This is a genomic window from Sphingomonas sp. KRR8 (genome assembly GCF_023559245.1).
GTDB lineage: Bacteria > Pseudomonadota > Alphaproteobacteria > Sphingomonadales > Sphingomonadaceae > Sphingomicrobium.
In genome coordinates this window covers 2,758,133-2,784,140 of sequence record NZ_CP097462.1, presented here as the reverse complement: position 1 = coordinate 2,784,140, position 26,008 = coordinate 2,758,133, and the positions used below count along the sequence as shown (strand labels likewise).

Annotated in this window: 24 protein-coding genes; 8 read left to right on the top strand and 16 right to left on the bottom strand. The window is 64.9% G+C overall.

What is annotated here, in order from left to right:
- The 10 genes from M8312_RS14045 to M8312_RS14000 form a co-directional block, all read right to left on the bottom strand.
- On the bottom strand, positions 1-633 hold the full coding sequence (locus M8312_RS14045) for a TadE/TadG family type IV pilus assembly protein (protein WP_250118305.1): 633 nt from the start codon (positions 631-633) through the stop codon (positions 1-3).
- Positions 630-1,169 (bottom strand): TadE/TadG family type IV pilus assembly protein, encoded by a 540-nt coding sequence (locus M8312_RS14040; RefSeq protein WP_250118304.1) that lies wholly within the window; start codon positions 1,167-1,169, stop codon positions 630-632. Before M8312_RS14040 ends, M8312_RS14045 begins: the two co-directional genes overlap by 4 nt.
- A complete protein-coding gene (locus M8312_RS14035; protein ID WP_250118303.1) occupies positions 1,166-2,902 on the bottom strand; it encodes a pilus assembly protein TadG-related protein in 1,737 nt (578 codons plus the stop codon). Before M8312_RS14035 ends, M8312_RS14040 begins: the two co-directional genes overlap by 4 nt.
- 9 nt (positions 2,903-2,911) lie before the next feature.
- Positions 2,912-3,202: a hypothetical protein gene (locus M8312_RS14030; RefSeq protein WP_250118302.1), complete on the bottom strand. Its 291-nt coding sequence runs from the start codon at positions 3,200-3,202 to the stop codon at positions 2,912-2,914.
- On the bottom strand, positions 3,192-4,787 hold the full coding sequence (locus M8312_RS14025) for a type II and III secretion system protein family protein (protein WP_250118301.1): 1,596 nt from the start codon (positions 4,785-4,787) through the stop codon (positions 3,192-3,194). The genes M8312_RS14030 and M8312_RS14025 overlap by 11 nt, the downstream gene beginning before the upstream one ends.
- A complete protein-coding gene (gene cpaB, locus M8312_RS14020) occupies positions 4,777-5,682 on the bottom strand; it encodes a Flp pilus assembly protein CpaB (RefSeq protein ID WP_250118300.1) in 906 nt (301 codons plus the stop codon). Before cpaB ends, M8312_RS14025 begins: the two co-directional genes overlap by 11 nt.
- 80 nt (positions 5,683-5,762) lie before the next feature.
- Entirely contained in the window at positions 5,763-5,960 is a 198-nt protein-coding gene (locus M8312_RS14015; RefSeq protein WP_250118299.1) for a Flp family type IVb pilin, read from the bottom strand.
- A gap of 61 nt (positions 5,961-6,021) precedes the next feature.
- Positions 6,022-6,204, bottom strand: a complete 183-nt coding sequence (locus M8312_RS14010; protein WP_250118298.1) for a Flp family type IVb pilin — start codon at positions 6,202-6,204, stop codon at positions 6,022-6,024.
- A gap of 387 nt (positions 6,205-6,591) precedes the next feature.
- Positions 6,592-7,368, bottom strand: coding sequence for a DUF2569 domain-containing protein (locus M8312_RS14005; RefSeq protein ID WP_250118297.1), 777 nt, complete (start codon positions 7,366-7,368; stop codon positions 6,592-6,594).
- A 101-nt stretch (positions 7,369-7,469) separates the two neighbouring features.
- The gene (locus tag M8312_RS14000; RefSeq protein ID WP_250118296.1) at positions 7,470-8,285 is read right to left on the bottom strand and encodes a hypothetical protein; all 816 of its coding nucleotides are present in this window, start codon (positions 8,283-8,285) and stop codon (positions 7,470-7,472) included.
- Positions 8,286-8,492: 207 nt separating this feature from the next.
- On the opposite strand from M8312_RS14000, the gene M8312_RS13995 reads away from it, so the two are divergent.
- The 7 genes from M8312_RS13995 (at position 8,493) to M8312_RS13965 (ending at position 15,922) form a co-directional block, all read left to right on the top strand.
- The gene (locus M8312_RS13995; RefSeq protein ID WP_250118295.1) at positions 8,493-9,116 is read left to right on the top strand and encodes a DUF4129 domain-containing protein; all 624 of its coding nucleotides are present in this window, start codon (positions 8,493-8,495) and stop codon (positions 9,114-9,116) included.
- Entirely contained in the window at positions 9,104-10,321 is a 1,218-nt protein-coding gene (locus tag M8312_RS13990; protein WP_250118294.1) for a DUF4350 domain-containing protein, read from the top strand. The genes M8312_RS13995 and M8312_RS13990 overlap by 13 nt, the downstream gene beginning before the upstream one ends.
- A complete protein-coding gene (locus M8312_RS13985) occupies positions 10,297-11,274 on the top strand; it encodes an AAA family ATPase (RefSeq protein WP_502957429.1) in 978 nt (325 codons plus the stop codon). Before M8312_RS13990 ends, M8312_RS13985 begins: the two co-directional genes overlap by 25 nt.
- Positions 11,271-12,575, top strand: coding sequence for a DUF58 domain-containing protein (locus M8312_RS13980; protein ID WP_250118292.1), 1,305 nt, complete (start codon positions 11,271-11,273; stop codon positions 12,573-12,575). Before M8312_RS13985 ends, M8312_RS13980 begins: the two co-directional genes overlap by 4 nt.
- Positions 12,572-13,573: a stage II sporulation protein M gene (locus tag M8312_RS13975; RefSeq protein ID WP_250118291.1), complete on the top strand. Its 1,002-nt coding sequence runs from the start codon at positions 12,572-12,574 to the stop codon at positions 13,571-13,573. Before M8312_RS13980 ends, M8312_RS13975 begins: the two co-directional genes overlap by 4 nt.
- Positions 13,570-14,421, top strand: coding sequence for an RDD family protein (locus M8312_RS13970; RefSeq protein ID WP_349773288.1), 852 nt, complete (start codon positions 13,570-13,572; stop codon positions 14,419-14,421). Before M8312_RS13975 ends, M8312_RS13970 begins: the two co-directional genes overlap by 4 nt.
- A 67-nt stretch (positions 14,422-14,488) precedes the next feature.
- Positions 14,489-15,922: a coniferyl aldehyde dehydrogenase gene (locus M8312_RS13965; RefSeq protein ID WP_250118290.1), complete on the top strand. Its 1,434-nt coding sequence runs from the start codon at positions 14,489-14,491 to the stop codon at positions 15,920-15,922.
- A gap of 136 nt (positions 15,923-16,058) precedes the next feature.
- Here M8312_RS13965 and M8312_RS13960 read toward each other — a convergent pair whose 3' ends face one another.
- The 4 genes from M8312_RS13960 to M8312_RS13945 are packed head-to-tail and all read right to left on the bottom strand — an operon-like array spanning position 16,059 to position 20,986.
- Positions 16,059-17,726 carry a GMC family oxidoreductase gene (locus M8312_RS13960; protein WP_250118289.1) on the bottom strand — a complete coding sequence of 556 codons (1,668 nt, stop codon included), beginning with the start codon at positions 17,724-17,726 and terminating at the stop codon, positions 16,059-16,061.
- A gap of 13 nt (positions 17,727-17,739) precedes the next feature.
- Positions 17,740-18,669: an alpha/beta fold hydrolase gene (locus M8312_RS13955; protein WP_250118288.1), complete on the bottom strand. Its 930-nt coding sequence runs from the start codon at positions 18,667-18,669 to the stop codon at positions 17,740-17,742.
- Complete coding sequence (locus M8312_RS13950) at positions 18,666-19,481, bottom strand: SDR family NAD(P)-dependent oxidoreductase (protein ID WP_250118287.1); 816 nt, start codon at positions 19,479-19,481, stop codon at positions 18,666-18,668. Before M8312_RS13950 ends, M8312_RS13955 begins: the two co-directional genes overlap by 4 nt.
- Positions 19,478-20,986, bottom strand: a complete 1,509-nt coding sequence (locus M8312_RS13945) for a flavin-containing monooxygenase (protein WP_250118286.1) — start codon at positions 20,984-20,986, stop codon at positions 19,478-19,480. Before M8312_RS13945 ends, M8312_RS13950 begins: the two co-directional genes overlap by 4 nt.
- 199 nt (positions 20,987-21,185) lie before the next feature.
- On the opposite strand from M8312_RS13945, the gene M8312_RS13940 reads away from it, so the two are divergent.
- Complete coding sequence (locus M8312_RS13940) at positions 21,186-24,287, top strand: TonB-dependent receptor (RefSeq protein WP_250118285.1); 3,102 nt, start codon at positions 21,186-21,188, stop codon at positions 24,285-24,287.
- On the opposite strand, the gene M8312_RS13935 is transcribed toward M8312_RS13940, so the two are convergent.
- Positions 24,284-25,543 (bottom strand): MgtC/SapB family protein, encoded by a 1,260-nt coding sequence (locus M8312_RS13935; RefSeq protein WP_250118284.1) that lies wholly within the window; start codon positions 25,541-25,543, stop codon positions 24,284-24,286. The genes M8312_RS13940 and M8312_RS13935 overlap by 4 nt on opposite strands.
- Positions 25,544-25,546: 3 nt before the next feature.
- Positions 25,547-25,987: a DUF2141 domain-containing protein gene (locus tag M8312_RS13930; RefSeq protein WP_250118283.1), complete on the bottom strand. Its 441-nt coding sequence runs from the start codon at positions 25,985-25,987 to the stop codon at positions 25,547-25,549.
- Positions 25,988-26,008 lie beyond the last annotated feature (21 nt).

The following is a 26,008-nucleotide window of genomic DNA, read 5'->3' as shown; positions in this document are numbered from 1 at the left end:
TCAGTCTTTTTGATCCGCCGTTCCGCTCAGGTCCTCAGCCGTGAGCGTGGTGGCAAAATCTGGTAGCGAGAGGCTGAGGGACGGAAAGACGAAGGTCGTGATTGGCTGGAAGGTGAGCTGGCTCACGCGGACGGTGACGAGCGGTGAGATGTCCATGCCGGACGGATCGCCGGCATAACCCAATCCTGAACCCCGATACTCGACCACCACATTGCTCTCGCTGATGCGCGGGTCGATCAGCTGCATTCGCGCCACGATCTTGTCCCACCCGGTGGTGACGAGAGGCGTCAGGGTCAGCCCACTGCAGGCTGCGCAAGAGCAACTCAGCGTCCCGCTGGGCTTCGAGCAGGTCACGGTCCCCAGCGCCGCGGCCGGAATGACGTCGCCTTGCGTCAGCGTGACGCTCCCGACGGTCTTGCCGACGAAGGTTGCTTTGAGGCCACTTGGAATGACGTCGGTGACCACGGCCACTCGCGCGCCGAATTGCGTTGCTTTCTCGGCCTGGTTGCATTCCCACAGCCAGCGGCCGCCGTCGATGATGCCGAACAGCATCATGAGCAGCGGGATCAGCACAAGCGCGAACTCAGCCGCTCCCGAAGCTCGTTCATCGGAGAGAAGCGAGCGATCGCTCATATGCCGGTGACCGCTGCTTGCTGATTGGCCGACAGTGACAGGCCGACGCCCGTGAAGCCGTACGAGGCGAGCACGGGCCGGTAGGGGACGCTGGCGCTGACGATCACCACCGGGCCGGCGTTGGCCGTTCCGACGTTGTTGCCCTGGTAGATGCCTCCAAACGTCTGCCCGCCGGTTGCGGTATCGCAACTCACCGTGACGGAGAACGTCGCATCGGCGCTGCTCCAGTTCGGCAGGCGATCGGCGGCCGAGCTGTCCAGGGAGCCCTTGCGCACCAGTGTCTTGACGTCATTCGCAAGCCCGGCCGGAACGCTCGCCGCCGTGGTGCTGCAACCCGAAAAGTTGGTGAAGGACTGCCGGGCGGCGTAGCGGGCTCCGTCGCGAACCGACTTCACCAGCGCGTGCTCGCTCATGAAGAAATTGCCGAGCTCCACCGAGCCGAACATGATGATCAGCAGCAAGGGCGTAACCAGCGCCATCTCGGCGGCGGCCGCCCCGCGCTCCTCGCGCAATAGCTGGCGCAGCGCGCTGGTCATCGCACCAGATACGGCTTGTCGCGGCGGACGACCTGGCCCGCCGAGCTACCGGCGCCGAGCCTCGTCTCACCAATGATCTCGACATAGATGTCGTTGGGATCCGTCCGCTGGCTGCCGCCGCTGCCGCGGTCGATGGACGGTTCCACCAGGAACATCTCCACCCACTTCAGCACCGGATAGACCGTTCCTCCGCCGCCATGCACATTCTCCGCTTTGCAGTTCAGCACCGCCGCCGAGATCCGCCGCCGGTCAACCTGCGACCCGCCCGGCACCACGCCGGTGGACGACGGCGTCTGCAGCGGTGAGCAGACCGGTCCGTCAAAGTCCGTCGGCTGATTGGATCCGGTTCCCGCCGGATCGAGCTGCCTCGGTGCGAGGATCGTCTTGCCGCCGATCACCGTACCGCGGTTCGCAATCTCCCAACTGTACACTTCGTAACGGGTCGGGAGGCGGGTGGTCGGGATTCGGGCGGACACGACGCCCGAGTTCAGCGCGTTCTGCCACGTCGCATGATCCCACCGGTAATTGGCCCAGAAGTAGGCGTCCCGGTCCCAGATGCCGTCCCCGATCTTCGTGGCCGTGCCGCCGCCATAGGTGCAGCTGCCGTTGATGGACACGGCGTGACAGCGGTCGCGCGGATGGCCCATCAGCTTGACGGCATCACGCTGTGCCGCGGTGAGGTCGCTCGTAGCGGAGGTCGGTCGGTATGCGTCGGCGTCGGCCGGCACTTCCCACTCGTTGTTTGCCACTCCACACTTGCCGGCGTTGTTCGGCGTTCCTTTCTGGTAGAGGTCCTTCACAACGTTGATCGACGGCGGACAATAGCTTCCGCTCGGGCATGAGGCATTGTTGCCGTTGCCGGTGTTCGCGCGCTCATAGATATCGAACCTGGTGTTAAGCGCCTGCGTCACCGTGGTGCCGGCACCGGTTCGGGTCTGCACGCCCTCGAGTTGCGAACACTCGCCCGGCGCAGTGAGCCAGCCCAGCGCCTGGCGCAGTTCGACGTTCGGATTTGAGGTCGACGAGCCGACGTCGAGGTAGCCGAAATCGCCCGGAGCCCACGCGCTTGGGCCGTTGCCGACACTGACCAGGCGCAATCCATAGCCCTTCAGCGAGTCGGCATCGAAGGGGTAGTCGGGGTTGGCGTTGGAGGCCGGCTCGGTCGGGTTGCACATCATCACCGGCGGAACCTTGCAGATGGCGGAACCGAGCCCCGCCACAGCCTTGGCATTGATGGTGCCGGATTCGAACGCCCCTACCAGCGGAGTGAGCGCGTAGACCGCCTTCCGCCCAGTCACCGCGACCTTGACGAAGCGCGCCGTGAGGTCGGCCGCTGCGGACGCCGGGTAGCCGTTGGTGTTCGCTTCGGCGTCGGCCTTGGTCGTATAGAAGATGACGCGCGCCACCGGATTTGCAGGATCGGCGGTGTCGTCCTCGCCGGTGGCGACCCGCACTTCGGCCGCGCTGGAGCGGGATGCGAAGCGGGTCTCGTTCGTCAGCATGAATTGTGCGGCGGCCACCGCCCTGGTGGTCGAGCCCGCCTTCTGATCAAGTTGCGTCGCGGCGGCCAGTGCCGCCTGGTCCGCCGCCTGCTGCAATTCGGTATCGACCGCGGCCAGCCGCGCATAATCGAACGCGAGTCCCCCGGCCCCGATCAGCGCGAACAGGCTGAGCGCGACCAGCGGGGCGACACTGGCCTCTTCAGCTCTGGCGAAAGGATGCCTGAGAGCCATCGCGCATCCTCACCTCGGACCAGAGCCGCTGGATCCGGAGCCAGTCGCCTCGACCTGCGGCTGCTTCACCGTGTCGGTCCGCACCCGCTTGACCGCCGCCGCGCCAAGGTCGCCGCGCGTGCCCGGCTGGACCGCGCTGTCGGGATAGACCGGGTCCGGGTTGATGGTCTGAAGCGCGGTGTCATACTTCACCGCCTCGCCGAAGTCGCGGCCGAGGGCCGGTGCTCCGTCGGTCGAGGTGCTGCACGCCGCCAGCGTCAGCGGAACGAGCAGAAGCGCGAGGCGCACCTTACAGCTCATGCCCATACTCCTTCTCGAAACCGACCAGCCCGGTGGCCGCCGAGTCACCGCTGGCGCCTGCCGCCGGCGCACTTGCGGCCGGCGCAGTGGGCGGCGGTGGTGGTGGTGGAAGCGGCGCGGGCTGGTGGCCCACATAGGGTCCGCGGAACAGGTTCGGGCCGGTGTTGGAGCCCGTATCGGTCTGTCCCAGCAGGAACTGGTCCGCCTCGTTCGGCGGACGCGCCGTGTCGGTCGGGACCTTCAGCGCCGCCGCCCGGACCGGCCGCACCAGCCGCGGAGTGACGATGATCACCAGCTCCGTCTCCTCGCGCTGGAAACCATTGGAGCGGAACAGCGCACCGATGATCGGCAGCGAGCCGAGCAGCGGGACCTGCCGGATGGTGCTCTGGAAGTCCTGGCGGAGCAGACCGGCCATGGCGAAGCTCTCGCCATCGCGCAGTTCCACCGTGGTCTTCGCCCGCCGGGTCTGAAGCCCGGGGATGCGCAGGTTGTTGATGACCACCGAGGCGGTCGGATCGATCGAGCTGACTTCGGGCGCCACCACCAGGTTGATCACCCCGTCGGCCAGCACCGTCGGAGTGAACGCGAGGCTGACGCCGAACTGCTTGTACTCGACCGTGATCGCTGCCGTATTGCCGCTGCCGCCGCCGCTCGATCCGCTGGTCTGGGCGACGGGGATCGGGAACTCGCCACCGGCCAGGAAACTCGCGGTCTGACCCGACAGCGCTACCAGGTTCGGCTCCGCCAGCGTGGTCAGCGACCCGTTGCGCTCCAGCGCATCCAGCGTCGCATCGAACGTCCCGCCCAGGATCTTGAAGGTCCGCGAGAGGATTCCGAAGCTGTCGAGGATGGATCCGACGGCAAATACGGGAGCGCCGGGCACGGTAGTGGTGACCCCGCCCGTCGAAATGCTGACCGGGGCCCCCGGGGTCAGGCTCGCGCCCGAGCCGAGGACGCCCTGGAAGCCGTGGCTACCGCCTCCCTGCACCCCGATTCCGACCCCGATCTGCTTCAGTGCCGAGCGCTTCACTTCGGAAAAGCGCACTTCCAGCATCACCTGCTGGGCGGAGCCGAGCGACAGCATGTTGACGACCTTGCCCGGGGCATAGGTCTCGGCCAGCTGCACTGCCCGGTCGGCCGCGTCGGCGCTGGACACCGTGCCGTCGAGGACGATGGCATCGTTGCTGAGGCGCGCGCCGACCCGGTCGGCCGGCATCAGTTCGGACAACTGCCGGCGCAGTCCGATCACGTCAGGTCCGACCGCGACGTCGATCACCGCGATCAGCGAATTGCTGCGGTCATAGAGCGTCAGGCTGGTGGTGCCCGCCTTCTTGCCCAGCACGTAAAGCGACTGGCTGGTCAGCGGCAGCACGTCCGCGATTTCGGGATTGCCGATCAGCGCCCGGGCGTAGGGCCGGTCCGACCGGATCACCTGGCTCTTGTTGACCGGCACCGCCAGCTCGCCGGCGCGAACGCCTTCGGACAGGCTGATCCCCGCGCGCTGGGCCAGTGCGGCCTGCGGCATGGCAAGGACGGCGAACGCGGCCGTCAGCGCGCCTGACGCGCCCATGAACTTAATCCCCATAAGTCCCCACCTGATAAGTGTTGCCGGTCGTCCCCCTGACGACCTCCACGTTGGTGCCGCTCGGCGCCTTGGGCGCGGGCGGATTGGAGTGCCGGCGGATCGGCGCCGCCGCCCGGCGGGCCGGCACGGCCGCCCGCGGCGACCCGGCGGCCGCGACTGGAGTCCAGCCCGGCGCCCGGGTGATGCCATAGCGCAGGTCGGCCAGGCTGACGGTCTGGATGGCGGACAGGTTCTGATCGACGCCCGGCTTGCGAAGCACGAGGCTGAGCGTTCCCGCCTCCTGTGCCAGCGCCAGTTTCTGCGCCTCGAGCGGATCGACCTCCAGGGTCGCCGTGCGCGCCACATTGGGCTTGCCGTCGGGATTGTTGGCCTGCTGGTCGGTCGCCAGCACGCGGACGTTCTGCAGCAGGACGTCGGTCGCTTGCGAGGAAGTGTTCGCCAGGCTGCGGGTGATCAGCACGTCAACCGTGTCATTGGGCTGGACGAAGCCAGCCACTCCCGACACATCATTGATCCGCACCGATACGGCCCGCTTTCCGTCGGTCAGCAGGGCGGCGATCGATGCGCCCTGGCCCTTGCCGGTGATCTTGTCCGCGAGAATGGGTTCGTTGATCGCCATGGCCCGAAGCGCCACGCGCTTGACGCCCGGCGTCAGCAGGTCGGCGCGCTGGCTGAAGCTGCCGGCGGGCACCGAAGCGGCGGGAAAATCGACGAACTTGACCTTGTCGGGGGTAAGCTCGCTGCCATAGTTCAACGGCACGGCCGCCACCGCGACCCGCGTCATTGCCATGTCGTTGCGGCGCTCGGTCGCGGTCAGGAAGGTGTTCGCGAGGTAGACCGCGATCAACCCGATGAAGATCGCCGCCCCAAGCGCGATCATTGTTTGCTGCCGCATGCCGTGTCCCCCAGAATGACGTCAACCAGGCGCGGGCCGTTCAGCCACTCGGCTGAACGACCCGCGTCAGTGGGTCCGGCTCAGGCGGCCGGGGTACCGCAGTTGCCGCTGCTCGGCGTCGTGATGCAGTTCGACGCCTTGGTCATGGCGCCGCTGATCGAGTTGCCGAGGCCAAGCGCCGCAACCGCGATGCCGGTGCCGACGATCGCCAGGATCAGCGCATATTCGGCGGCCGAGGCGCCAGCCTCGTCCTTCATCATCTTCAGAAAGCTGTTCATTGTCGTGTTCCCCATATGTTGAGCCCGAACGCCACGTCGGACGTCCGCGAGCGTTGAGTCATCAGCAGGTGGAGGAGCTCGGCCCGTTGATGCAGTTGGTCGCCTTGGTCATGGCGCCGCTGATCGAGTTGCCGAGGCCAAGCGCCGCCACCGCGATGCCCGTGCCGACGATCGCCAGGATCAGCGCATATTCGGCGGCCGAGGCACCCGCCTCGTCCTTCATCATCTTCAGAAACATGTTCATGGTGACATTCCCCAGTTTGTCAGCCTGAACGTCCGGCCCGGACGCTCGACCGAAAGCTGCCGCGCAGCTTGGAGGAACCTTGTTGTCACCGCTGGAAACAACGCAGGACGGTGACGACGCACTTCCTACTGCTCAGCTATTTCGGAAGCTGACTTATTGTTAACTTTAAGTCAACTATATCGATTAACCGCGGTTAGTTACTCAACCTAGGACGCACAACACGTCTAAGTAGCTGTAATATTTGGGGAATTTTTTATCGCTGAAAAGCACGGTCCGGGCGGTCGAGTCCCGCTTTGACGCTATTGTGCCCCGCCGGCAACGCCCGAAATGGCGAAATTCAGTGCGTTAGCGGAACGAGTGGGGCGGTTAACTGCCGCCCGAGTCGTTTCAGGCTGGCAGGCGGTGTCGGAAAGTAATGTTTACCCGCCGCGAAAGCAGCAGGTAAGGAGTCCATACGGCCACGCTGATCAGCACCTTGGTCACATTGCCGTCCAGCAGTCCGTACAGGCTTTGCGCGACCGCCGCCGGCAGGTCGTTGGTTCGGCCAACCAGCTGGGCGGTCAGCACCTGCATCCCGATATCGGCAACCCACACCCCGGCCAGAAGGCGCGGGAACAGCGGCGAGCGGCGGAGCGCGGCGACGAACACGATGGCGTAGAGGCTCGGCAGCAGCACCACGTCGAGGCTGAGCAGGCTCCTCAGCACGAACAGCCAGTCAGGAACCGGTCCGCCAAGCGCCGGCACCGCCGCCAGATACTCGGCCGCCCGCACCGGGATGTTGAGCAGGATGCCTATCAGCAGCGACACCATGATCCCGCCGGTGCCGTAGAGCGGCTCTCGGCGCGCGCGCTCCAGGGAGACACTGCGCCAGTTGCCGACGGAGAACAGGGGCAGTTCGGGCCGGGGCTGGCGATCTGTCTCGGTGAACCAGCGGCGGGCGAGCAGCATGGACGCGGCCGGTGCCAGCACCAGCAGGCCATAGGGCAGGAGGAGGTTGGGAAGGGCGACACCCATGACCGGCGGGCTGGTCAGCAGCCGGGCCATGACGCCCAGGCCACTCAGGAGCAGCCAGACCATCAGGATGCTGTCGAGGCGGGTCTCGAGTGTGACCAGCAGGGCGGCCGAACGGACTTCAAAGCGCCGGGTTAGCCTTGACCAGATCATGCGCGGTTCGTCGCCTTCCTTGCCGTCACCCCTCCTTGCTCGAAACTTGCTTACGGAACCGTAAACCTTTCAGCGCCCTTGGGTTCCCGCGCGGTGACAGTTCAGGCGAAGACCTGCTGGAGGTCGCCCGCGCCGCCGCCTTCCCGGGCGTCGCGCAGTTCGACGAACAGCGATGGCTGGATGGTCGCCCACAGCAGCGTGAAGATCGCGCCCGAGATCGCGGAGCCGACCAGCAGCCCGATCGGCAGGCCCGCTGCGGGGTCAAGCATCAGGCTGGTTCTGGAAACCGAGGCAAGACCCACCAGCCCCAGCACCATGGAGATCAGATAATAGATGATCAGTAACATGATCAGCAGGCCAAAAATCTTCCACCGCGCCCCGCGGGTGAGTTCCCGGCTGCGGCTGAAGGCGCCGAACACTCCCGTGTTTTCCTCCACCAGCGCGGGGACGGCGACCGACCACATGGTGATCAGGATGAGGCCCGGGATCATCAGCAGCATGAACCCGAAGCCGACCGCGATCGACCAGAGGATGATCAGTCCGACAATGGGCAGGGCGTAACGCATTCCGCCGGCGAGGCACTGGCCGAAGCTTGGACGCCCTCCTTCATGCTCGATGACCAGCCCGCGCGTGATCGTGGCTTGCATCAACCCGCTGAATACCATGGCGACGACGAAGGACAGAAAGCCGAGGAACATGAGTCCGCTGAATAGGGGGCTGCTCGCGTTTGACGCCGCCACCCCGCGGAAGGAGGTGGTCATCAGAACCTGCGATAGAATGCTCGGCAGGGCCCCGAACAGCAGGGCCGAGCCCAAAGCGATCGCCGGGCTGCTCGCAATAAAGCCGAACGCTCGGGAGATGACTCGGCCCACCGAGACCTGGCCGTCCCCACTTCCCTGATAAGTCACCGTTGCCACCTTCGCCACTCCCCCAAAGACAAGATCCACAAGCTGCGACGAACATCTTTACCTGTCCAGTGATAACGTCTTGCGAATGTCGCGGTCGCGCTTCATGCTTCGCACCGGCACTGGGGGTCGCAAGTCATCAGCGTTTCGGGAGGAGCAGCGGCAGCAAGAGCGCAGCCGTTTGAGCAGGCCTGGCGGTCGCTGCACGATGACCCATCGGTGCAGTTCGCGCTGACCCCTGCACCGCGAAAGCCACCGCCGCCAGCGTGGATCGAGGAACTGGGCAAGTGGATCGAGTGGCTGCTGAAGCCGATCGGCCGCTTCATTGCCTGGCTGGTCAGCTGGCTGCCCGACGCTGATTGGGCGCGCGGTCTCCTCTACATCCTGCTTGCCCTTGGCGCAGCGCTGATTGCGTGGCTGGTGATCAACGGCTTGCGCCATGGCGAATGGCGCTGGCCGTGGCGCAAGGCGGCGGAAGCCGTTGGCGTTGCCGAAGCGGCGAAACTCGATTGGCAGCCGGATGCAGCCCCAGCCCGCGCCTGGCTCGACGAAGCCGATGCACTGGCGGCGCAAGGCCGCTTCGCCGAGGCTTTGCACTGCCTGTTGTTGCGCTCCGTGGAAGACATGGCGAGGCGCCGGCCGCGCGCGGTCCGACCTGCGCTGACTGCCCGAGAGCTGGCGAGTTCACCGCTACTGCCTGAGCGTGCGCGCGGGTTGTTCGGCCGTCTGGCCTCGGGGGTGGAGCGCAGCTTGTTTGGCCGGCGGCCGGTGGAGCAGACGGACTGGGCCGAAGCTCGTGCGGCTTATGCCGAGTATGCGCTTGCGGGGACGTGGAAGACGTGAGCGACGCGGCACGCACCGACCAGGGGCCGTTCCGCCGCTCGCTGATGTTGCTGATCACGACGATTGGTGTGCTCGCCTTCGTGGCAACGCTGGTGCTTGGCGCTTATGCGCCGGACCTGCGCTCGGGCAGGAATGGTGGCGGTCATGCCCTGTCAAACGCTGCGATCGGGTTCAGCGGCCTTGTCCGACTGGCCGAGGCGACCGGCCGCAACCCGAAGATCTTCCGCCGCGAACAACAGCTTGGTGAGAGCGAGGACCTCGCGGTCGTCACTCCCCCGAGTGGTTCGACTGACCTCAGCAAGATCCTTGCGGCACGCGGGCCGCGCTCCACGCTGATTATCCTGCCGAAGTGGGACGCGCGGCCTAGCGAAAGCCGGCCGGGCTGGGTCACGGTGGACAACATGATCGAGCCCTATCTGCTGACCAATGTGTTGGAACCCGGCTTCAAGATTGGCCTTGCGCGCCGCAAGACCGCCCGCGCACCGCTCCAGAGCCGCTCGGTGCTGACTCCGTCCGCCAGCCGCTTCCGCGAACCGCCGATTATACAGACGATCTCGGGTGCGAAGGTCACACCGGTAATTGTCGACAGCCAAGGCGCCATCGTGCTTGGCAAGATGGGCGACCGAAATCTCTACCTGCTCGCCGACCCGGACCTTCTGAATAATGCAGGGATGGCGGACCGGGAACAAGCGGCCTCTGCGCTAGCGATGTTGGACGAGCTCAACAGCACCGACGCGGACGGGATCCTGTTCGATGTGACCAGCAATGGCTTCGGCCAGTCGCGCAGCCCGCTTCGCCTCGCCTTTGACCCGCCATTCCTGGCCGTCACTCTGGTCCTGGGCGCTGCACTGCTGCTCGCCGGCTGGCAGGCGCTGGTTCGCTTTGGTGCGCCCGCCCTCTCCACCCGGGCGATCGCACTTGGCAAGGCGGCTCTGGTGGAAAATGCCGCGGCTATTGTCCGCAAGGCCGGGCGCGAGGTGCGGCTCGGCGGCCGCTACGCATCACTGGCGCGAGAGCGAGCAGCAGCACGCTTTCATTTGTCACCGGCGCTCGATGCCGACGAGAGCGACGCTGCTCTTGATCAGCTACGGCCCGAACAACCCTTTTCCGCGCTCGCCCGAGCGGTTGGCGAGGCGCGCAGCCGCGCCGACCTGGCCGCGGCTGCGCGGGCCATGAACCAATGGATCCAGGAGACAGGCAAGTGACGATCGACGAGGTACGCGGACTGGGCGAAGCAATCCGCCACGAAATCGGCAAGGCCGTCGTCGGTCAGGAAGCCACCGTCGATCTGCTGCTGACGGCCCTGCTGGCCCGCGGGCATATCCTGCTCGAGGGCCCGCCGGGGACCGCCAAGACCCTGCTCGCGCAATGCTTCGCGCAGGCCGTTGGGCTGGATTACGGCCGCATCCAGTTCACCCCCGACCTGATGCCCAGCGATATCATTGGCGCCAACCTGTTCAACTTCCAGACGAGTAGCTTCTCACTGACGCGCGGCGCGATCTTCACCGACCTGCTGCTGGCTGATGAGATCAATCGCACCCCGCCGAAGACGCAGGCAGCCCTACTCGAGGCGATGCAGGAACGGCAGGTCACCATTGACGGGGAGACGCACAGCCTCGGCGACCATTTCCTGGTAGTTGCGACCCAGAACCCGATCGAGCAGCAGGGCGTATACCCGTTGCCGGAAGCTCAGCTCGACCGCTTCCTGTTCAAGCATCTGGTGGACTATCCCATTGCGGAGGAGGAGCGGCGGATCGTCGCCAGTCACGGTGCTAGGCCCCAGGCCATGGAACCGCAAAGCTGGGGCGTGCGTGCGGTCGCCAGCCCGGCCCAGTTGACCCAGGCCATTCAGTCGGTCGGCGCCATCGCTCTGGTCGACGAAGTGGTCGACTACATCACCGCGCTGATCCGTGGCACCCGGCAGGTTCCCGACCTCCAGTCCGGCGCCAGCCCGCGGGCCGGCGCCATGCTGGCCGGCGCCGCTCGCGCCCGGGCCGCGCTTGAGGGGCGGGACTTCGTCATTCCGGACGACGTCAAGGCACTCGCCCCCGCGGTTCTCCGCCATCGCGTGTTGCTTTCACCCACAGCCGAGATCAACGGCCGCAGGGTCGAGGATGTTGTGCTGGCCATCATCGACGAGATCGAGGCCCCGCGTTGATCTATCCGACGCGCCGGGCAGTCCTGCTGATGGTCTTGGGCGCGGTAGTCGCGCTAGCCGTCGCGGCCCTGTTCGCGGCGCGCTGGTATCTCGCACTGGCCTGGCCGATCGGGCTTGCGATGCTGATCGCGCTGGATGCGTGGCGGACGCGTGGACCGTTGGCTATCGAGGTGGCATTGCCGGCGAGTGCCTATGTCGGCGAAGTGCGGGAGGCGGAGCTTGCACTGCGGATTGGGTCCGGGCCGGCCAGGGCGGAGGTCGCGTTGGCGAGATCGCTGCTGATCACACAGGCGGACGACGGGCGAATGACCATTCCGCTTGCAGGCGGCACTGGTACCGCGAAACACGCCTTGACGATGCTTCGCCGGGGTCGTGCCCTGTTCGACCGGCTATGGTTGCGGTGGAGCGGTCCGCTCGGCCTGGTCTGGCGCCAACGCGAGTTGCCGCGTGGTGACAGCCTGCACATCCTGCCCGACCTTCGACCCACGCACCGCCACGGTATTCGCCTGTTCGAACGCTACGCCGCCGAGGGCGCCCTCAAGCAATTACTGCGGGGCGAAGGCAGCGACTTCGACGCACTGGTCGAATTTCGTGCCGGCATGGATCGCCGTTCGATTGACTGGAAAAGCAGTGCTCGGGCGACAAAGCTGCTCGCCCGTCAATACCACGGTGAGAAGAACAACCAGATCGTCTTCGCGCTGGATTGCGGACGGCAGATGGCTGAGCCCGTCGGCGGCATCGCTCGGCTCGACCGCGTGATTTCGGCGGCGCTGCTGACCGGTTGGCTGGCGCTTCGGTTCGGCGATCGAGTGGCGCTGCATGCCTTCGACAGCAAGCCCCGGCTGACAAGCGGGCTGGTGTCGGGAGCGGGTGCATTTGCCGAACTGCAGCGCCTCGCCGCTTCCATCGACTATGGTGATGACGAGACCAACTACACCTACGCCCTGACCGAGTTGAACGCGCGCCTCTCACGGCGTTCGCTTGTCATCCTGTTCACCGAAGTCACGGACCGCATTTCCGCGCGTTTCCTGCTGACCTCGATCCGTTTGCTGATCCGCAAACATTTGGTGCTGGTGGTGATGCTTCGCGATGATGAGCTGGCAGGGTTCGCCGAGGCTGACCCAGTGGATGCTGACGACGTCACCCGCGCGATCACAGCCGCCAGTCTGCTCAAGGAGCGGCAGGAGGTCGTCGCCAAACTGCGCCAGTTGGGCATCGATGTGCTCGAAACGCCTTTCGGGGATGTCGCGCCGCAGATTGCCGAGGCATATCTGCGGATCAAGCGGAGGGACCGGCTTTGAACGGCCCGCTCGTCAATGCCACCCGCTTTCGGCTGGAACATGCCGACGAGTGGCAACGGCTGGAGCAGCTGGTCACCCGCCTCGAGAAAAAGTCACTGAGGAGCCTGACGGACGACGACCTGCTCGACCTGCCCCGGCTTTATCGCACGACATTGTCGTCGCTGTCGGTTGCGCGCGACACGTCACTTGACGCGAGCCTCCTAGCCTATCTGGAGCAGCTCAACACCCGCGCCTACTTTCAGCTCTACGGCGTCCAGACCTCGCCAGGCCGGCAAGTTGCACGCTTCTTCACCAGCGGCTGGCCCGATGCCGTGCGGACGCTGTGGCGCGGGATTGCTTTCTGCGTCGCCCTCACCGCCTTCGCGGCCGTCGCCGCCTATCTGCTCGTCCGCTCGGACCCTGACTGGTACTACGCCATCATCCCCGAGGGTCTGGCGGGAGGGCGCGACCCTTCAGCGTCGACCGAATTTCTCCGCTCTACCCTTTATGGTAGCGGAAAGGAGGACGGGCTCACCGTGTTCGCGACCTTCCTGTTCACCCACAATTCGCAGATCGCGATCTTCGCCTTTGCGCTTGGCTTTGCCTTCGCCGTGCCGACGGTACTCCTCGTCATCTACAACGGCCTGATGTTGGGAGCGATCTTCGCGGTGTTCGCTTCCCATGGGCTCGGAGCCAATCTCGCTGGCTGGCTGGCGATCCACGGCACCACCGAGATCCTCGCCATCTGCGTCTCCGGCGGCGCGGGCATCCGGCTCGGCACGGCACTCGCCTTCCCCGGTCAGGCGACCCGTATGGATGCGATGGTCGCGGCAGGCCGAACCGCAGCAACCGCGATGCTCGGCACCGTCATCATGCTTGCGGTTGCTGGCTTGCTCGAAGGTATCGGGCGCCAGACGATCACGGACGACGGTGCTCGGCTGGGTATTGGCCTGTTCGCTCTGGCCGGGTGGCTGCTCTACTTCTTCTGGCCCTTCGGCGGGACCGAGCGCGCATCGTGAACGACGCCCTATCCATCCCCAAGGGCAGCATGCGCCGGCGCTTCGTCACACCGGAAGGCGTGGATCTCCAGCTGGAGCTTGGTACGGCGGGTGCCCGCGCTGGCGCATTCCTGCTCGACGGGCTGATGATGCTCGGCATCCTGATCGCCGTGACGTTCTTCTTCATCTACATCGCAGTGCCGGGCCTGGATCAGGTGCTGATGATCGTCTGGCTGCTCGGCTTCTTCCTGCTCCGCAACTTCTGGTTCAGCCTGTTCGAGGTGGGCCGACGCGGAGCGACGCCGGGCAAGCGGGTGGCAGGCCTGCGGGTCGTTGCCCGGGACGGCAGCCGACTGACCGGTGCGGCCGTTGTCGCCCGCAATGCCATGCGCGAGATCGAGGTCTTCCTGCCCTTGTCCTTCCTTGGTGCGCAGGCGGCGGAGGGAACGGCGGACACATTCCTGACCATTTTCGCGCTGGCGTGGAGTAGCCTTTTCCTGTTCTTCCCACTGTTCAACCGTGACCGGCTTCGGGTCGGGGATCTCGTCGCCGGTACCTGGGTCGTCGAGGTGCGCAAGGCCGCGCTGTCCGATGACTTGGTCGGCGCCGTGCAGCGCCAGCGCCGGCGCTTTCCGGAAGAAGCACTGGCGGCTTATGGCATCTTTGAACTTCAGCGGCTGGAGCAGGTGCTACGGGCGGAGCAGGCTCTGCCGATCCAGACCGTCGCCGACACAATCCGTGAGAAGTTCGGCATTCCGAACGACGGCGACGACTACGGTTTCCTCTCAGACTTCTACGCCGAGCTGTGCGCCAGGTTGGAACAGAACATGCTGCTCGGCCGCCGTCGCGCCGACAAATACGACGCATAGCCGCTCTTTGCAGCAGCGCCCGCGAGGAATAGACCTGTACCCCTGACCCGAAGCGGAGCGCATTCCCATGGCCGACGCAGACCCTCGCCTCGCGACCACCGACACAGCCGAGATGCGGCGGGTCTTCGACCTTCAGCATGATGCCTCGCGGCGCTACCCGCCGGCCGACTTCAAGCTCCGGCTGGATCGGCTGAGCCGCCTTGGCGCACTGGTGAAGGCGAATGGCGATCGTTTTGCCGACGCAATCTCCAGCGATTTTGGCACTCGCGCTCGGATTGAAACCGAGTTGATGGAGCTGGTGCCGACGCTCGGCGCTGTTCGCCATGCGAAGAAGAATCTGGCGAAGTGGATGAAGCCGGAGCGGCGCCACGTCGGGATCAATTTCCAGCCGGGCAAAGCATGGGTCCGGCATGAACCCCTTGGCGTGGTCGGCATCATCAGCCCTTGGAACTACCCGCTACAGCTCGCCTTTTCACCGGCAATCGACGCTATCGCCGCTGGCAACCGGGTGCTGCTCAAGCCGTCCGAACTGACGCCCGCTTTCGCCGAATTGCTCAAGGAGCTGGTCGCGGACTCATTTGACGAAAGTGAGCTGGCGGTAGTCACGGGCGGTGTTGAGGTAGGCCGCGCATTCTCTTCCTTGCCCTTCGACCATCTGCTGTTCACCGGCTCCACTGCCGTCGGGCGGCTGGTCTACAAGGCCGCTGCCGAAAACCTCGTTCCGGTCACGCTGGAGCTTGGCGGCAAGTCACCCGCGATCGTCTGCGACGACTATCCCCTGCCCAAGGCCGCCCGCTCGATCGCTTTCGGCAAATTCCTTAACGCCGGACAAACCTGTATCGCACCGGACTATGTGCTGGTGCCTGAAGGCAAGGTGCAGGCAATGGCCGAAGCACTGCTGGCCGAAGTGAAGAACAGCTATCCCACCATTGCAGGAAATGCCGATTATTCCGGCGTGATCAGCGAACGCCATCGTCAAAGGCTACTTGAGGCGATCGAAGTCGCCCGGAAGGTTGGCAGCACCGTGCTTCAGCATGGCGAAGCCAAGGCGGTCGCCGCGGGCAAGGTTCCCCCGACCGTGGTTCTGAACGCGCCGGAAGAAACGATCCTCGCTTCCGAGGAGATCTTCGGACCAGTCCTGCCGATCGTTGCATACAAGTCACTCGACGAGGCCATTGCCTTCGTCAACGGGCGCGACCGGCCATTGGCGCTCTATTGCTTCACCAAGGACGAGGCGAGGGAGCAGGCGGTTCTGAACCGTACACTATCGGGGGGGGTTACCCTCAACGGCACCCTCCTCCACATTGCGCAGGAAAGTCTGCCGTTCGGGGGCGTCGGCGCCAGTGGCATCGGCGCCTATCACGGCCAGGAAGGTTTCAAGCGCTTCAGCCACGCGCGCGGAGTGCACAAGGTCGGCGCCTGGAACGCGTTCGAGAAGCTTGGGCCGCCGTGGGGCAACCTTGCACGCAAGGTCGCGAAAGCCATGCTTAAGCGCGGCTGAGCTCCTGAAACTGCCGCGCGCCTCTGACCAGCGCCGAGCTGCCAAACGTCGCTTTCGACCTGCGCTTCGTGGTGGTCGTAGCATCCATATCGCCGGTGCCGACGCGAGTTGACGCCCATCGCCACCTCAGCACGGACTAGGCTGCCACTCGCTCCCTCGCCGCCGCCTTGATCATGTCCGCCGCCTTCTCGGCGATCATGATAGTGGGTGCATTGGTATTACCGCTAATCAGGCGCGGCATGATGGAGGCGTCCACCACGCGCAGGCCGGCAACGCCGTGCACGCGCAGTTCCGGGTCAACTACCGCGCGATCGTTGCGGCCCATCGCGCACGTACCCACCGGGTGATAGATGGTCGTGCCCTTCTCCCGCGCATAATCGAGCAGCGCCTCGTCAGTTTGTGCCGCAGCGCCCGGGTTTGTCTCATGATCTATATATCCGGCCAGCGGATCGGTCGCAGCGATGCGACGACCCCACTTCATCGCGGCCAGCACAACTTCTTCATCTAGCGGGTCGGAAAGATAATTCGGTGCGATCGCCGGATGGTCGGCGGGGTTGCGCGTCTTAAGGTGCACCGAACCGCGCGACTCAGGCCGCAGTTGGCAGGGCGCGATGGTGAGTCCCGGTTCACTCTCCAATTCCATCTTCTGCTCGTTGGCGAGCTTATCGGCGTCCATTGTTGCGGGAAGAATGTGAAACTGGATGTCGGGACCGGCAAGATCCGGGCGGGATTTGCAGAACACCGCGACGTGGGCGGCTGACAGGGTCAGCAGGCCGCGCTTCTCGCGGAAGTAGCGCAAGACCTCCTTGAGCAAACGCGGCCCGCGCGCCAACTCGTTGACGGAGATGATGCCCTTCTTCAGCCGGAAGGTCTCGCCCACCACATAATGGTCCTGGAGATTCTCGCCCACGCCAGGCAGCTCATGCACGACCTCGACCCCGAGTGCTCTCAACCGATCGCCCTGTCCGATGCCGGAAAGCTCGAGGAGCTGTGGCGAGTTGATCGCCCCGCCCGCGAGTATCACCTCCCGCCTTGCGCGCACCACGCGAGTGGCGCCGCGCTGGGCGAACTCGACCCCCACGGCGCGCTTGCCTTCGAACAATACCCCGGAAGCCAGCGCCCGCGTCTCCACCCGCAAGTTCGGCCGGCTCATCGCGGGATGCAGGTAGGCGACCGCTGCCGAGCAGCGCTTGCCATTCTTGATGTTGAGCTGGAACCAGCCGACACCTTCCTGCTCGGGACCGTTGATGTCCCGCTCGGGCAAGCCGAGCGCCTCGCACGCCTTGATGGCCGCCTCACTGACCTCATGGCTGTCGCATGGGTCGGAGACGTTCAAGGGCCCGCCAACCGCATGATCTTCGCTTGCCCCACGCTCTTGGTGCTGCGCCTTGCGGAAGTAAGGGAAGACGTCCTCCCAACCCCAGTTCTCGCAGCCAAGCTGGCGCCAATGGTCGTAGTCGGACCTTTGCCCGCGCACGTAGAGCATCGCGTTGATTGAGGAGGATCCGCCGAGCACCTTGCCGCGCGGCCAGACGTGCTGCCGACCATGCGTACCCGGATCAGGCTCTGTCATGTAGAGCCAGTTGACCTTGGGATCTTTCAGTGTCTGCGAATAGCCGAGCGGAACGTGGATCCACATGTTGCTGATCAACTGAGAGGGCTCCTTCAGCGGACGGTCATCCCCGCCCGCCTCCAGCAGGATGACCCGCACCTGCGGGTCCTCGCTGAGCCGAGCCGCGAGAACGCAGCCGGCCGAGCCCGCGCCGACGATCACATAATCTGCTTCGATCGCCGCCTCGGCCATAGCCTACTCTCCCTTACGCGATGGCACTGCGCACCCATTTCGCCGTCTCGACCGGCTGAGTATAAGGCAGCATGTGCCCGCCCTCGACGAGGGTGAGCCGAGCGCCGGAAATCTCGGTCGCCGTGGTCTCGCCATGCTCGCGATAGTCGAGCAGATTGTCCTCGCGCCCGAACAGGATCGCCACCGGCAAATTCAGCGATGCATAGTGCGCCACCATCTCCTCGCCGTCCGCGCGAGCCAGCTGGAGGTCGCCGCAGGCCGCCTCGACGTTGCCCGGCCGCATGGCCAGCAGACCCCCGCCGGCCGTCAGATAATCGTCGGGCACCGCCTCGGGCCGAAAAACCTCGCGTAGCACCTTGTCACGGGTAGCAAGCGCCAGCGGAACCGCCACGGTGCGCGCAACCAGTGGGACCAGGCTCAGCGGCACCATCAGCCCCTTGAACACGTCCGGCACGTCGCGCACCGGCTGGGTGGCCGGCGCGATGAGTGCGAGGCCTCCGATCTTTTCCGGATGGCGGTGCGCGATCGTAAGGCTCAGTGCGCCACCGAGCGAGTGACCAACGAGGATCGGCTTCTCCAGCCCGAGCTCGTCGATCAGCGCGGCAATGGCGTCCGCCTGGTCCGACAGCCTTTGCGAACCACTCGGAAGCGGTGGCGAATAGCCCGAGCCCGGCCGGTCAACACGGATGACCCGGTGGTCCTTGGCCAGTTCGTCCACCATCGGCTGCCCGAAGCTGCGCAGCTGTGCGCCAAGGCCGTGGATGAGGAGCAGCGGCCTGCCGTGCCCCTGTTCCGTGACGTGCAGCTTGTATGGCCCTGCCGTGACGATGTGCCCGTCCATCGGCACCATGTCCTCAGCGCGGCGTGCCGCCCGAGCGCTGTAGAAACCCGCGCCGAGCAGTCCGGCGATTGCAGCCGTGCCCCCAATGACCCAATTTCTCATGACATGCTCCGCTGCAGGAATTTCCAGTAGCCGACCGGTGCAAGCCGCTCGATGAGGGCGCCGAACTTCGCATCATTGCCGACCAGGACGCGCGGCTTTTCGTTCTCAACCGCGCTCACGATGATTTCGCCTGCCTTGACCGGCGACATCTTCAGGAACTTCTGGAACTCGTCCCTGCGAGCGTCCATCGCGGCGGCTTCCTCGTTGGTGACGTACCGCGGCGGTCGGGCGTTGCGGGCGATGTTGGTGTTGATCCCGCCGGGGTGGACGACCGTCACCCCAACGGGCGAGCCGGCTTCCTCCAGCTCCCTGCGAAGGGATTCCGAGAAGCCCCTGACCGCAAACTTGGCCGCGCAGTAAGCTGTGTTTCCGGGCGGCGCGATCAGTCCGAAGAGGCTTGAGACATTGACGATCCGCGCCCAATCCCGCTGTTTCAGAACCGGTAGGAAGGCCCGGGTCAGCCGCACCACCGCGTAAAAGTTGACCTCCATCAACCAGTCGAAATCCGCCTCGTCGACCTGCTCGAAGGTTCCGCCGATGGCCACGCCCGCATTGTTGAACAGCATGTCGACACGACCATGCTCCCCCGCCACCTTGCCTGGCAAAGCCAGACAGGCGGCACGGTCAGTCACGTCCAGCTTGTGCATGGTGACCTTGACGTCCCGGATCATCCCGGCCGTCTCGCGCAGCCCGTCCTCGTTGAGGTCAGCGAGGGCGACCGCACAGCCACGGCGGGTACAGGCAAGCGCGATACCGCGACCGATGCCGCTGCCAGCGCCCGTGATGACAGCCACCCGTCCCTCGAGCTTCATGCGGCTTCCTTTGTCAGTGTTCGTGGTGGAACAGCCACACCGCGCGCCTGGCTGAACTGCATCACGCCATCCTCAAGCTTGCCACGCCGAAGCGCTCGCCGGTCCAGGATGTAGTTCTGGTAGAGCTTCCAAGGCGCGCGATCGCCCTGCTTTGGCAGGATGGCCAGCGCGCGCTGCACATAGCCGCTGCTGAAATCGAGAAACGGCACCTCGTGCACGTCCGGCTCCTGCCGGGGAGTGGCGATCTGCCGACCGGTCCGGGCGAGATGGTTGAGCAGCCGTGTGACATAGACGGACGTGAGGTCCGCCTTCAGCGTCCAGGATGCATTGGTGTAGCCGAAGCTGTAGCTGAGGTTGGGCACGTTGCTGAACATCATGCCCTTGTACGTCATGTGCTCGTTCAGCCTTTGGCGTACGCCGTCGATTGAAAAGGCGACGTCGCTCAGGAGTTGCAGCTTCAGCCCCGTGGCGGCCACGATGATGTCGGCCTCAAGCTCGCGTCCTGACTTCAACCTGATCCCCTTCGCGGTGAACCGGTCGATGTGGTCTGTTACGACCTCCACCCGGCCTTTGCGGATTTCGGCGAACAGGTCAGCATCGGGCACCAGGCATACCCGCTGGTCCCACGGATTGTAGGCAGGGTTGAAGTGGGTTTCGATCTCGTAGTCGGGTGGAAGCTCGCGCTGGACACCCTTCTTCATCAGCTTCTTCATGAATTCCGGCCGACGCCTGGATAATTGAAAGAAGGCCTGCTGCATCAGCACGTTTCGCCAGCGGATGACGCCGTAACTGGCCTTGGGCCCGAGCAGGCAGCGCAGTCGGTTAGCGGCTTTGTCGACGGACGGACGGCTTGCCATGTAGGTCGGCGAGCGCTGGAGCATGGTGACATGGCCCGCACCAGCTTTGGCCATCTCAGGCACGATGGTCACCGCGGTTGCGCCACTGCCGATGACCACTACGCGCTTGCCGTGCAGATCGAGGTCCTCAGGCCAGAATTGCGCGTGGAAGTAAGGGCCGGGGAAGCTTTTCGCCCCCTCGAATTCGGGTAAGTAAGCCTCGTTGTAATCATAGTAGCCGCTGCACATGTGCAGCCACTGACATCGGAAGGTCGCGGTTGCGCCATCACCAAGCCGCGCCTCAACCGTCCAGCGGGCCGTCTCGCTGTCAAAGTCGGCACTCACCACATGGTGGTTGAAGCGGATGTGACGGCGAATATCATATTTATCCGCGACCATGTTCACATACTTGAGGATTGACGGTCCATCGGCGATCGCCTTGCACTCGGTCCACGGCTCAAAGCTGTAGCCGAGCGTATACATGTCGCTGTCAGAGCGGATGCCGGGATAACGGAACAGGTCCCAAGTTCCGCCGATCGCTGGCCTTCCCTCGAGGATGGCAAAACTGCGGTCGGGACAATAGGTTTGCAGGTGCCAAGCGGTGCCGATACCGGAGATTCCGGCTCCGACCACCAGCACGTCGACGTTGGTCACTTCCCGCTCGCTCATGGCCTGCCTTCACCCCGTGCTTGACAGTGGGCCGAAGCCCGTGCGTCATTGTGTGCGTCCAACGGTCACGCTCCGCAAGAGCCTGCCTATGGGCGGAGGGCGTCCCTTGGAGGAGGGCACCCGAAGAAGTTCGTTGTCGACCGGCAACGTTGCCGGCCGTTGGTGACGTCCCAATGGGGCAAAAGGGGAGCTGGTCATTATGCGCGTGCAACTATACCTTGCCGGAGCCTCGCTCGCGGCGCTCGGATTAGCCGTCCCAGCAGCAGCTCAGACCGTCCCTGAACCGCAGTCCGGCCCGCCCCAAGGCACCGTCACAACCGGTGCCGGCGACAGCGCTCCGCAGGGCAAGAGCGGAGACGCTCAGAGTGGGACTACCCAAAGCGCCCAGCCATCCTCGGTACCGCAATCAACCGCCACCGAGACAAGCAACGGCGACATCATCGTTACCGCCCAGCGCCGTTCCGAAGCATTGCAGCAAGTGCCGATCGCCGTCTCGGCCTTCACTGGCCAGGCGCTCGAGCGGCAGCAGATCAGCAACGCCAGCGATCTTCAGCTTAGCCTTCCCAACGTCACCTTCACCAAGACCAATTTCACCTCGTCGAGCTTCACCATCCGCGGGATCGGCGATCTTTGCACCGGCTTCAGCTGCGACCAGGCGACCGGCATCCATGTCAACGACATGCCGCTGGTCTCCACCCGCTTGTTCGAGACGGAATATTTCGACCTTGAGCGCGTGGAGGTGTTGCGAGGACCACAGGGCACACTGTTCGGCCGCAATGCGACCTCGGGCGTGGTCAATTTCATTACGGCGCGGCCCAACCTTACCAAGGTCGCCACTGCTGCAAGCCTCGAGTATGGCAATTACCAGTCACTCAAGGCGACCGGCATGATCAACGTGCCGCTGACTGACACGCTGGGCATTCGCGCCGCCGGCTACTTCCTCACTCGCGACGGCTACACCAAGAACATCTTCAACAATTCGCGGGTGGATGGTCGCGACCTTTGGGCGGTGCGCGGCTCGCTGCGGTGGAAGCCGTCGGCCGGCACCACGCTTGACGTGATCGGCTACGCCTTCAACGAGAATGACGACCGCTCGCGCATTCAGAAGCAGCTCTGTCATCGCGATCCGACTGGCGTGCTCGGCTGCTTGCCCGATACCCTTCCATTCGAGATCGTGAACGGCAAGTCGACGCTGTCGGCCACTCTCTCATCACGCCAATTCATCAATGCGGCCGCGGGGTTCAATCCGCTCGTCGCCGGCTTTGGGCTGGGACTCGTTGACCTCAACAACGCCGCCGATCCCTTCTTCGGCGGAATCACCAACCCGCAGGACCTCCGCACGATCAGTGCCGACTTCAATCCGACCTACAAGGCAAAGGAATATTTCGTCATGGGCCGGCTGGAGCAGGACCTGGGCGAAACGTTCAGTGCGACGGTGACCGGCGGATGGGCCAAGAACAGCGTCGACAGCAGGACCGACTACAACCTGCTTGCCGGCAATAGCCTGGCTGGCAATCCTGGCCTGGTCAGCCTTTATCAACTCAGCCTTGCGCCTGGCGCGATCTTCCCGGGGGGTGTTAATCCGTTCACCAATGCGGCTCGGGCACTTATCCCGAATGGTCCGCTTGGCAGCGTCTGCACCTCGGAGACCAACCTCAACTACACCGGCATCTACGGCGGCTTCACCAACCGCTGCACGCCCGGCAGCACCGACTATGACCGATCGCAGTCCAACTATCGGCAATATTCGGTCGAGGCGCACGTCGATTCCAATTTCAACGGGCCGTTCAATTTCCTGCTTGGCGGCATCTACCTCGACGGCCGCTTCACCAACTCCAACTATTACGTCGCGAGCGCCGGCCTCGATTATGCCTCGGGCGTGCTGGGCGCCATCCAGTCACTTGGTCAGCGCGCTGCGGGGGCCACCTTCCCCAACACCTTCCTGGCGCCCCCGTTCTTCAATTCGGAGGTCAGCGATTTCCGCCTGAAGAGCTACGGCGTCTTCGGCGAGGCCTATTTCCAGGCGAGCGACAAGCTCAAGTTCACCCTTGGCGCGCGTTATTCGAATGACCGCAAGCGCCAGGTTGCCCGAGCGCCGATCCTCAGCTGGCTGACCCCGTTCGGCGTGACCGACGCGAACCAGTCGCCATTCATCGGCCTCTATGACGCCGATGCCTCCACTCCAGGCAACCAGGCGAATGCCATTGCCAAGGTACGGTTCGGAAGGGTCACCGGTCGCCTGGTCGCCGACTATCAGATGACGCCGAACAACCTGCTCTATGCGTCCTACTCGCGCGGCTACAAGTCGGGTGGCATCAATCCGCCGATCGATCCATCCTTCAACGTCTCGCCCACCTTCAGGCCGGAATCGATCGATTCGTTCGAGATCGGCAGCAAGAACACCTTCGCGGGCGGCGCCGTTCGGCTGAATCTCTCGGCCTTCTACTACAACTACAAGGGTTTGCAGCTCAGCCGCATCGTTGCCCGCACCTCCGTCAACGATAATACTGACGCGGGCATCTACGGGGCCGAGGCCGAAGCGGTGTTCAAGCCCGCGCCTGACTTCCTCCTCAATCTCACAGGCTCCTACCTCCATACAAAGATCAAGGGATTGAGCCTGGTCGATCCGCGCGATCCGTCCGGCGGTCGGAGCGACGCGGTGATCATCAAGGACCTGCAGGGCGGCGCCAACTGCGTGGTCACCCCCGCGGTCGCCGGCGTACCGGCGGCGGCCGTCAATGGCTTCGTCGGCGCGGTCAACGGCGCGCTTGGACTGAACGCCCCGGTGCCCATCCCCAGCACCAACACGACGGGCGCTTTCTCGCTCTGCTCGGCGCTGCAGGGTGCGGCGGCCAATCCGAACGCACTGCTGCGGGCGGCGTTCGGCGTCCCAACCGGGCCGCTGCCGTTCATCATCAATGAGGGTGTTGCCCAAGACCTTACGGGCAACGAGCTGCCGCAATCGCCCAAGTGGAAGGTCGGCGGCGGAGCACAATACACCTTGCGCTTCGGCAACGGCATGACGCTCGTTCCCCGGGCGGATGTCAACTACACCGGCAGCTTCTACGCCCGCAGCTTCAACCGGCCGATCGACAAGGTGAAGGGCTTCACCGTGATCAATGCCCAGCTTCAGTTGAACGGCGTAGAAGACCGCTGGTTCGTCCGCGCTTTCGTCCAGAACCTGACCAACAATGAGGCGATCACCGGTCAGTTCGTGGCCGACGCTTCATCCGGCCTGTTTACCAACGTCTTCACCCTTGAGCCGCGCCGCTTTGGCATGGCGATCGGCGCGAAGTTCTAGAACAGCCGCGCGGCGGCCACGCCGCCACCGGTCACCAGGACGGCGGTGCTTGCCAGAAGTGCAAGCACCGCCGTCTTCGCCTTTGCCCGGCCGTAAGCGGCGGCGATCCCGATCTTGAGTACCATGTTCGCAAAGATCGTGCCGGCCAGTGCCAGTGCCGCAACTTCGCGCGCAACGGCGGTCCGGGGCAGCTGGCTCAGGGTGACAATGGCCGCGTCGACGTCGAAGCTGCCGGTGATGAACAGGGAAAGCGCTGTACCGCCCGCTCCGAAACGCGCCTGCGCCCAGCGCGTCAGCAGCGCGCCCGCGGCAACCACGCCGACAAAGGTCAGCGCAGGCACCAGTTCGATGGGATTACCGGGACTTGCTTCATCGCCGCTGCCTCCGACCGCTGTGCCGCTCCGCCGCCACAGCCAAATGGCCGCTCCCCACGCCGTCAGCGCTGCTGGCCCCACCAAGAGGACGAAGGGCACGAAGGTCGAGGGGGTCAGCAGTCCCACCAGCAGCAGCACCCGGACGAACATCACCGAGGTGGCAAGCGCTATTCCGGCGGCAAACGGTCCCGCAGAACCCGTGCCGAGCTGCCGCGCCATGGATGCGGTTACCGCCGTCGAGCTGTAGGCTCCGCCGATCAGCGCAGTCGCGAGCACGCCCTTGCTCGCCCCAACCCAGCGGTCCGCGATATAGCCGGCGAAAGAAAAACCGGTCACCAGCACTGCCACCAGCCACAACTGGAACGGATTCCACGCACCGTAGGGGCCGAACTGCCGGTTCGGCAGGAACGGCAGCACGGCCGCCACGATCACGGCATAGCGGGCAAAGGCCTGAACATCGGTCGGGTCGAGCCGGTCAAGCAGTCCATGCAGCTTGCTTCGAGCGGCGAGCAACAGGGTCACGACTGCCGCAGCGCCAACGGCAAGCGCCGGCTGGCCCGCACCGGCCAGCAGGCCGAGCCCGAGCGCGATCGTCGCTGCGAGCAGGTTGGTGATGCTCCGCTCACCCTCGCGCCGATAACCCAGCAGCAGCAGCGTGCATGCGGCGCCGGCCAGAACAACCGTCAGCAGCGGGTGGACGATGATGCCCAGAACAGCCGACAGCCCGCCGGTCAGCCCCAGCAGGGCAAAGGTCCGCACCCCCGCCACGCGGCTTCCCGCCGGCTGGCCTCGCTGTTGCCAGCCGCGCTCCACGCCGATCATCAGCCCTGCCGCGAGCGCCGCCAGCAGCGGCATTGCATGAGCAAGGCCGACGCCGCTCATCGATTAGAGAACGTATCGGACCCGGACGGTCTCGGTCGCCGGGCCTCCAGGCAATGCGAACCGAATCTCGTCCCAACGTGGCGGCCGCGGTCGCATCGCCGGATTGTTGGAGAAGCCGAAGCCCTCGCGTGGAATGCCGAGGGTCATGTCGAATTTGCCGTTGTTGTTCTCGTCGTGGATCACCAGCAAGGCATAAGTCCCCGCCGGCACCCGGCCGAGCGAGATCTCCCTCGCCTGCACCGCCGCTACCGACCGCCCGACGGCACCCGGCACTTTCTGGCATTCCAGAAATCGCATAGAGTCGCTGGTCAGGCAGACGCGGACGGTTCCCTTGGTGTTGCGTAGGCCGTCGAGCTTGAGGGTAAGATCGCTCGTCGCAGGAGCCGCACCCGTCAGCGGAACGAGGGCGGTGATCAGCAGCGGCAAGGAAAGAGTGCGGTCCATGAAGCCATGCTAGCCGGGCAA

What these genes read in the sequence shown, in the direction of transcription:
- M8312_RS13940 (WP_250118285.1), top strand. Translation starts at nt 21,186, where the DNA reads ATGCGCGTGCAACTATACCTTGCCGGAGCCTCGCTCGCGGCGCTCGGA.
- M8312_RS13985 (WP_502957429.1), top strand. Translation starts at nt 10,297, where the DNA reads ATGGATCCAGGAGACAGGCAAGTGACGATCGACGAGGTACGCGGACTG.
- M8312_RS14035 (WP_250118303.1), bottom strand. Translation starts at nt 2,902, where the DNA reads ATGGCTCTCAGGCATCCTTTCGCCAGAGCTGAAGAGGCCAGTGTCGCC.
- M8312_RS14030 (WP_250118302.1), bottom strand. Translation starts at nt 3,202, where the DNA reads ATGAGCTGTAAGGTGCGCCTCGCGCTTCTGCTCGTTCCGCTGACGCTG.
- M8312_RS14025 (WP_250118301.1), bottom strand. Translation starts at nt 4,787, where the DNA reads ATGGGGATTAAGTTCATGGGCGCGTCAGGCGCGCTGACGGCCGCGTTC.
- M8312_RS13935 (WP_250118284.1), bottom strand. Translation starts at nt 25,543, where the DNA reads ATGAGCGGCGTCGGCCTTGCTCATGCAATGCCGCTGCTGGCGGCGCTC.
- M8312_RS13960 (WP_250118289.1), bottom strand. Translation starts at nt 17,726, where the DNA reads ATGGCCGAGGCGGCGATCGAAGCAGATTATGTGATCGTCGGCGCGGGC.
- M8312_RS13945 (WP_250118286.1), bottom strand. Translation starts at nt 20,986, where the DNA reads ATGAGCGAGCGGGAAGTGACCAACGTCGACGTGCTGGTGGTCGGAGCC.
- M8312_RS13950 (WP_250118287.1), bottom strand. Translation starts at nt 19,481, where the DNA reads ATGAAGCTCGAGGGACGGGTGGCTGTCATCACGGGCGCTGGCAGCGGC.
- cpaB (WP_250118300.1), bottom strand. Translation starts at nt 5,682, where the DNA reads ATGCGGCAGCAAACAATGATCGCGCTTGGGGCGGCGATCTTCATCGGG.
- M8312_RS14040 (WP_250118304.1), bottom strand. Translation starts at nt 1,169, where the DNA reads ATGACCAGCGCGCTGCGCCAGCTATTGCGCGAGGAGCGCGGGGCGGCC.
- M8312_RS14015 (WP_250118299.1), bottom strand. Translation starts at nt 5,960, where the DNA reads ATGAACAGCTTTCTGAAGATGATGAAGGACGAGGCTGGCGCCTCGGCC.
- M8312_RS13955 (WP_250118288.1), bottom strand. Translation starts at nt 18,669, where the DNA reads ATGAGAAATTGGGTCATTGGGGGCACGGCTGCAATCGCCGGACTGCTC.
- M8312_RS14010 (WP_250118298.1), bottom strand. Translation starts at nt 6,204, where the DNA reads ATGAACATGTTTCTGAAGATGATGAAGGACGAGGCGGGTGCCTCGGCC.
- M8312_RS13965 (WP_250118290.1), top strand. Translation starts at nt 14,489, where the DNA reads ATGGCCGACGCAGACCCTCGCCTCGCGACCACCGACACAGCCGAGATG.
- M8312_RS14005 (WP_250118297.1), bottom strand. Translation starts at nt 7,368, where the DNA reads ATGATCTGGTCAAGGCTAACCCGGCGCTTTGAAGTCCGTTCGGCCGCC.
- M8312_RS14045 (WP_250118305.1), bottom strand. Translation starts at nt 633, where the DNA reads ATGAGCGATCGCTCGCTTCTCTCCGATGAACGAGCTTCGGGAGCGGCT.
- M8312_RS13930 (WP_250118283.1), bottom strand. Translation starts at nt 25,987, where the DNA reads ATGGACCGCACTCTTTCCTTGCCGCTGCTGATCACCGCCCTCGTTCCG.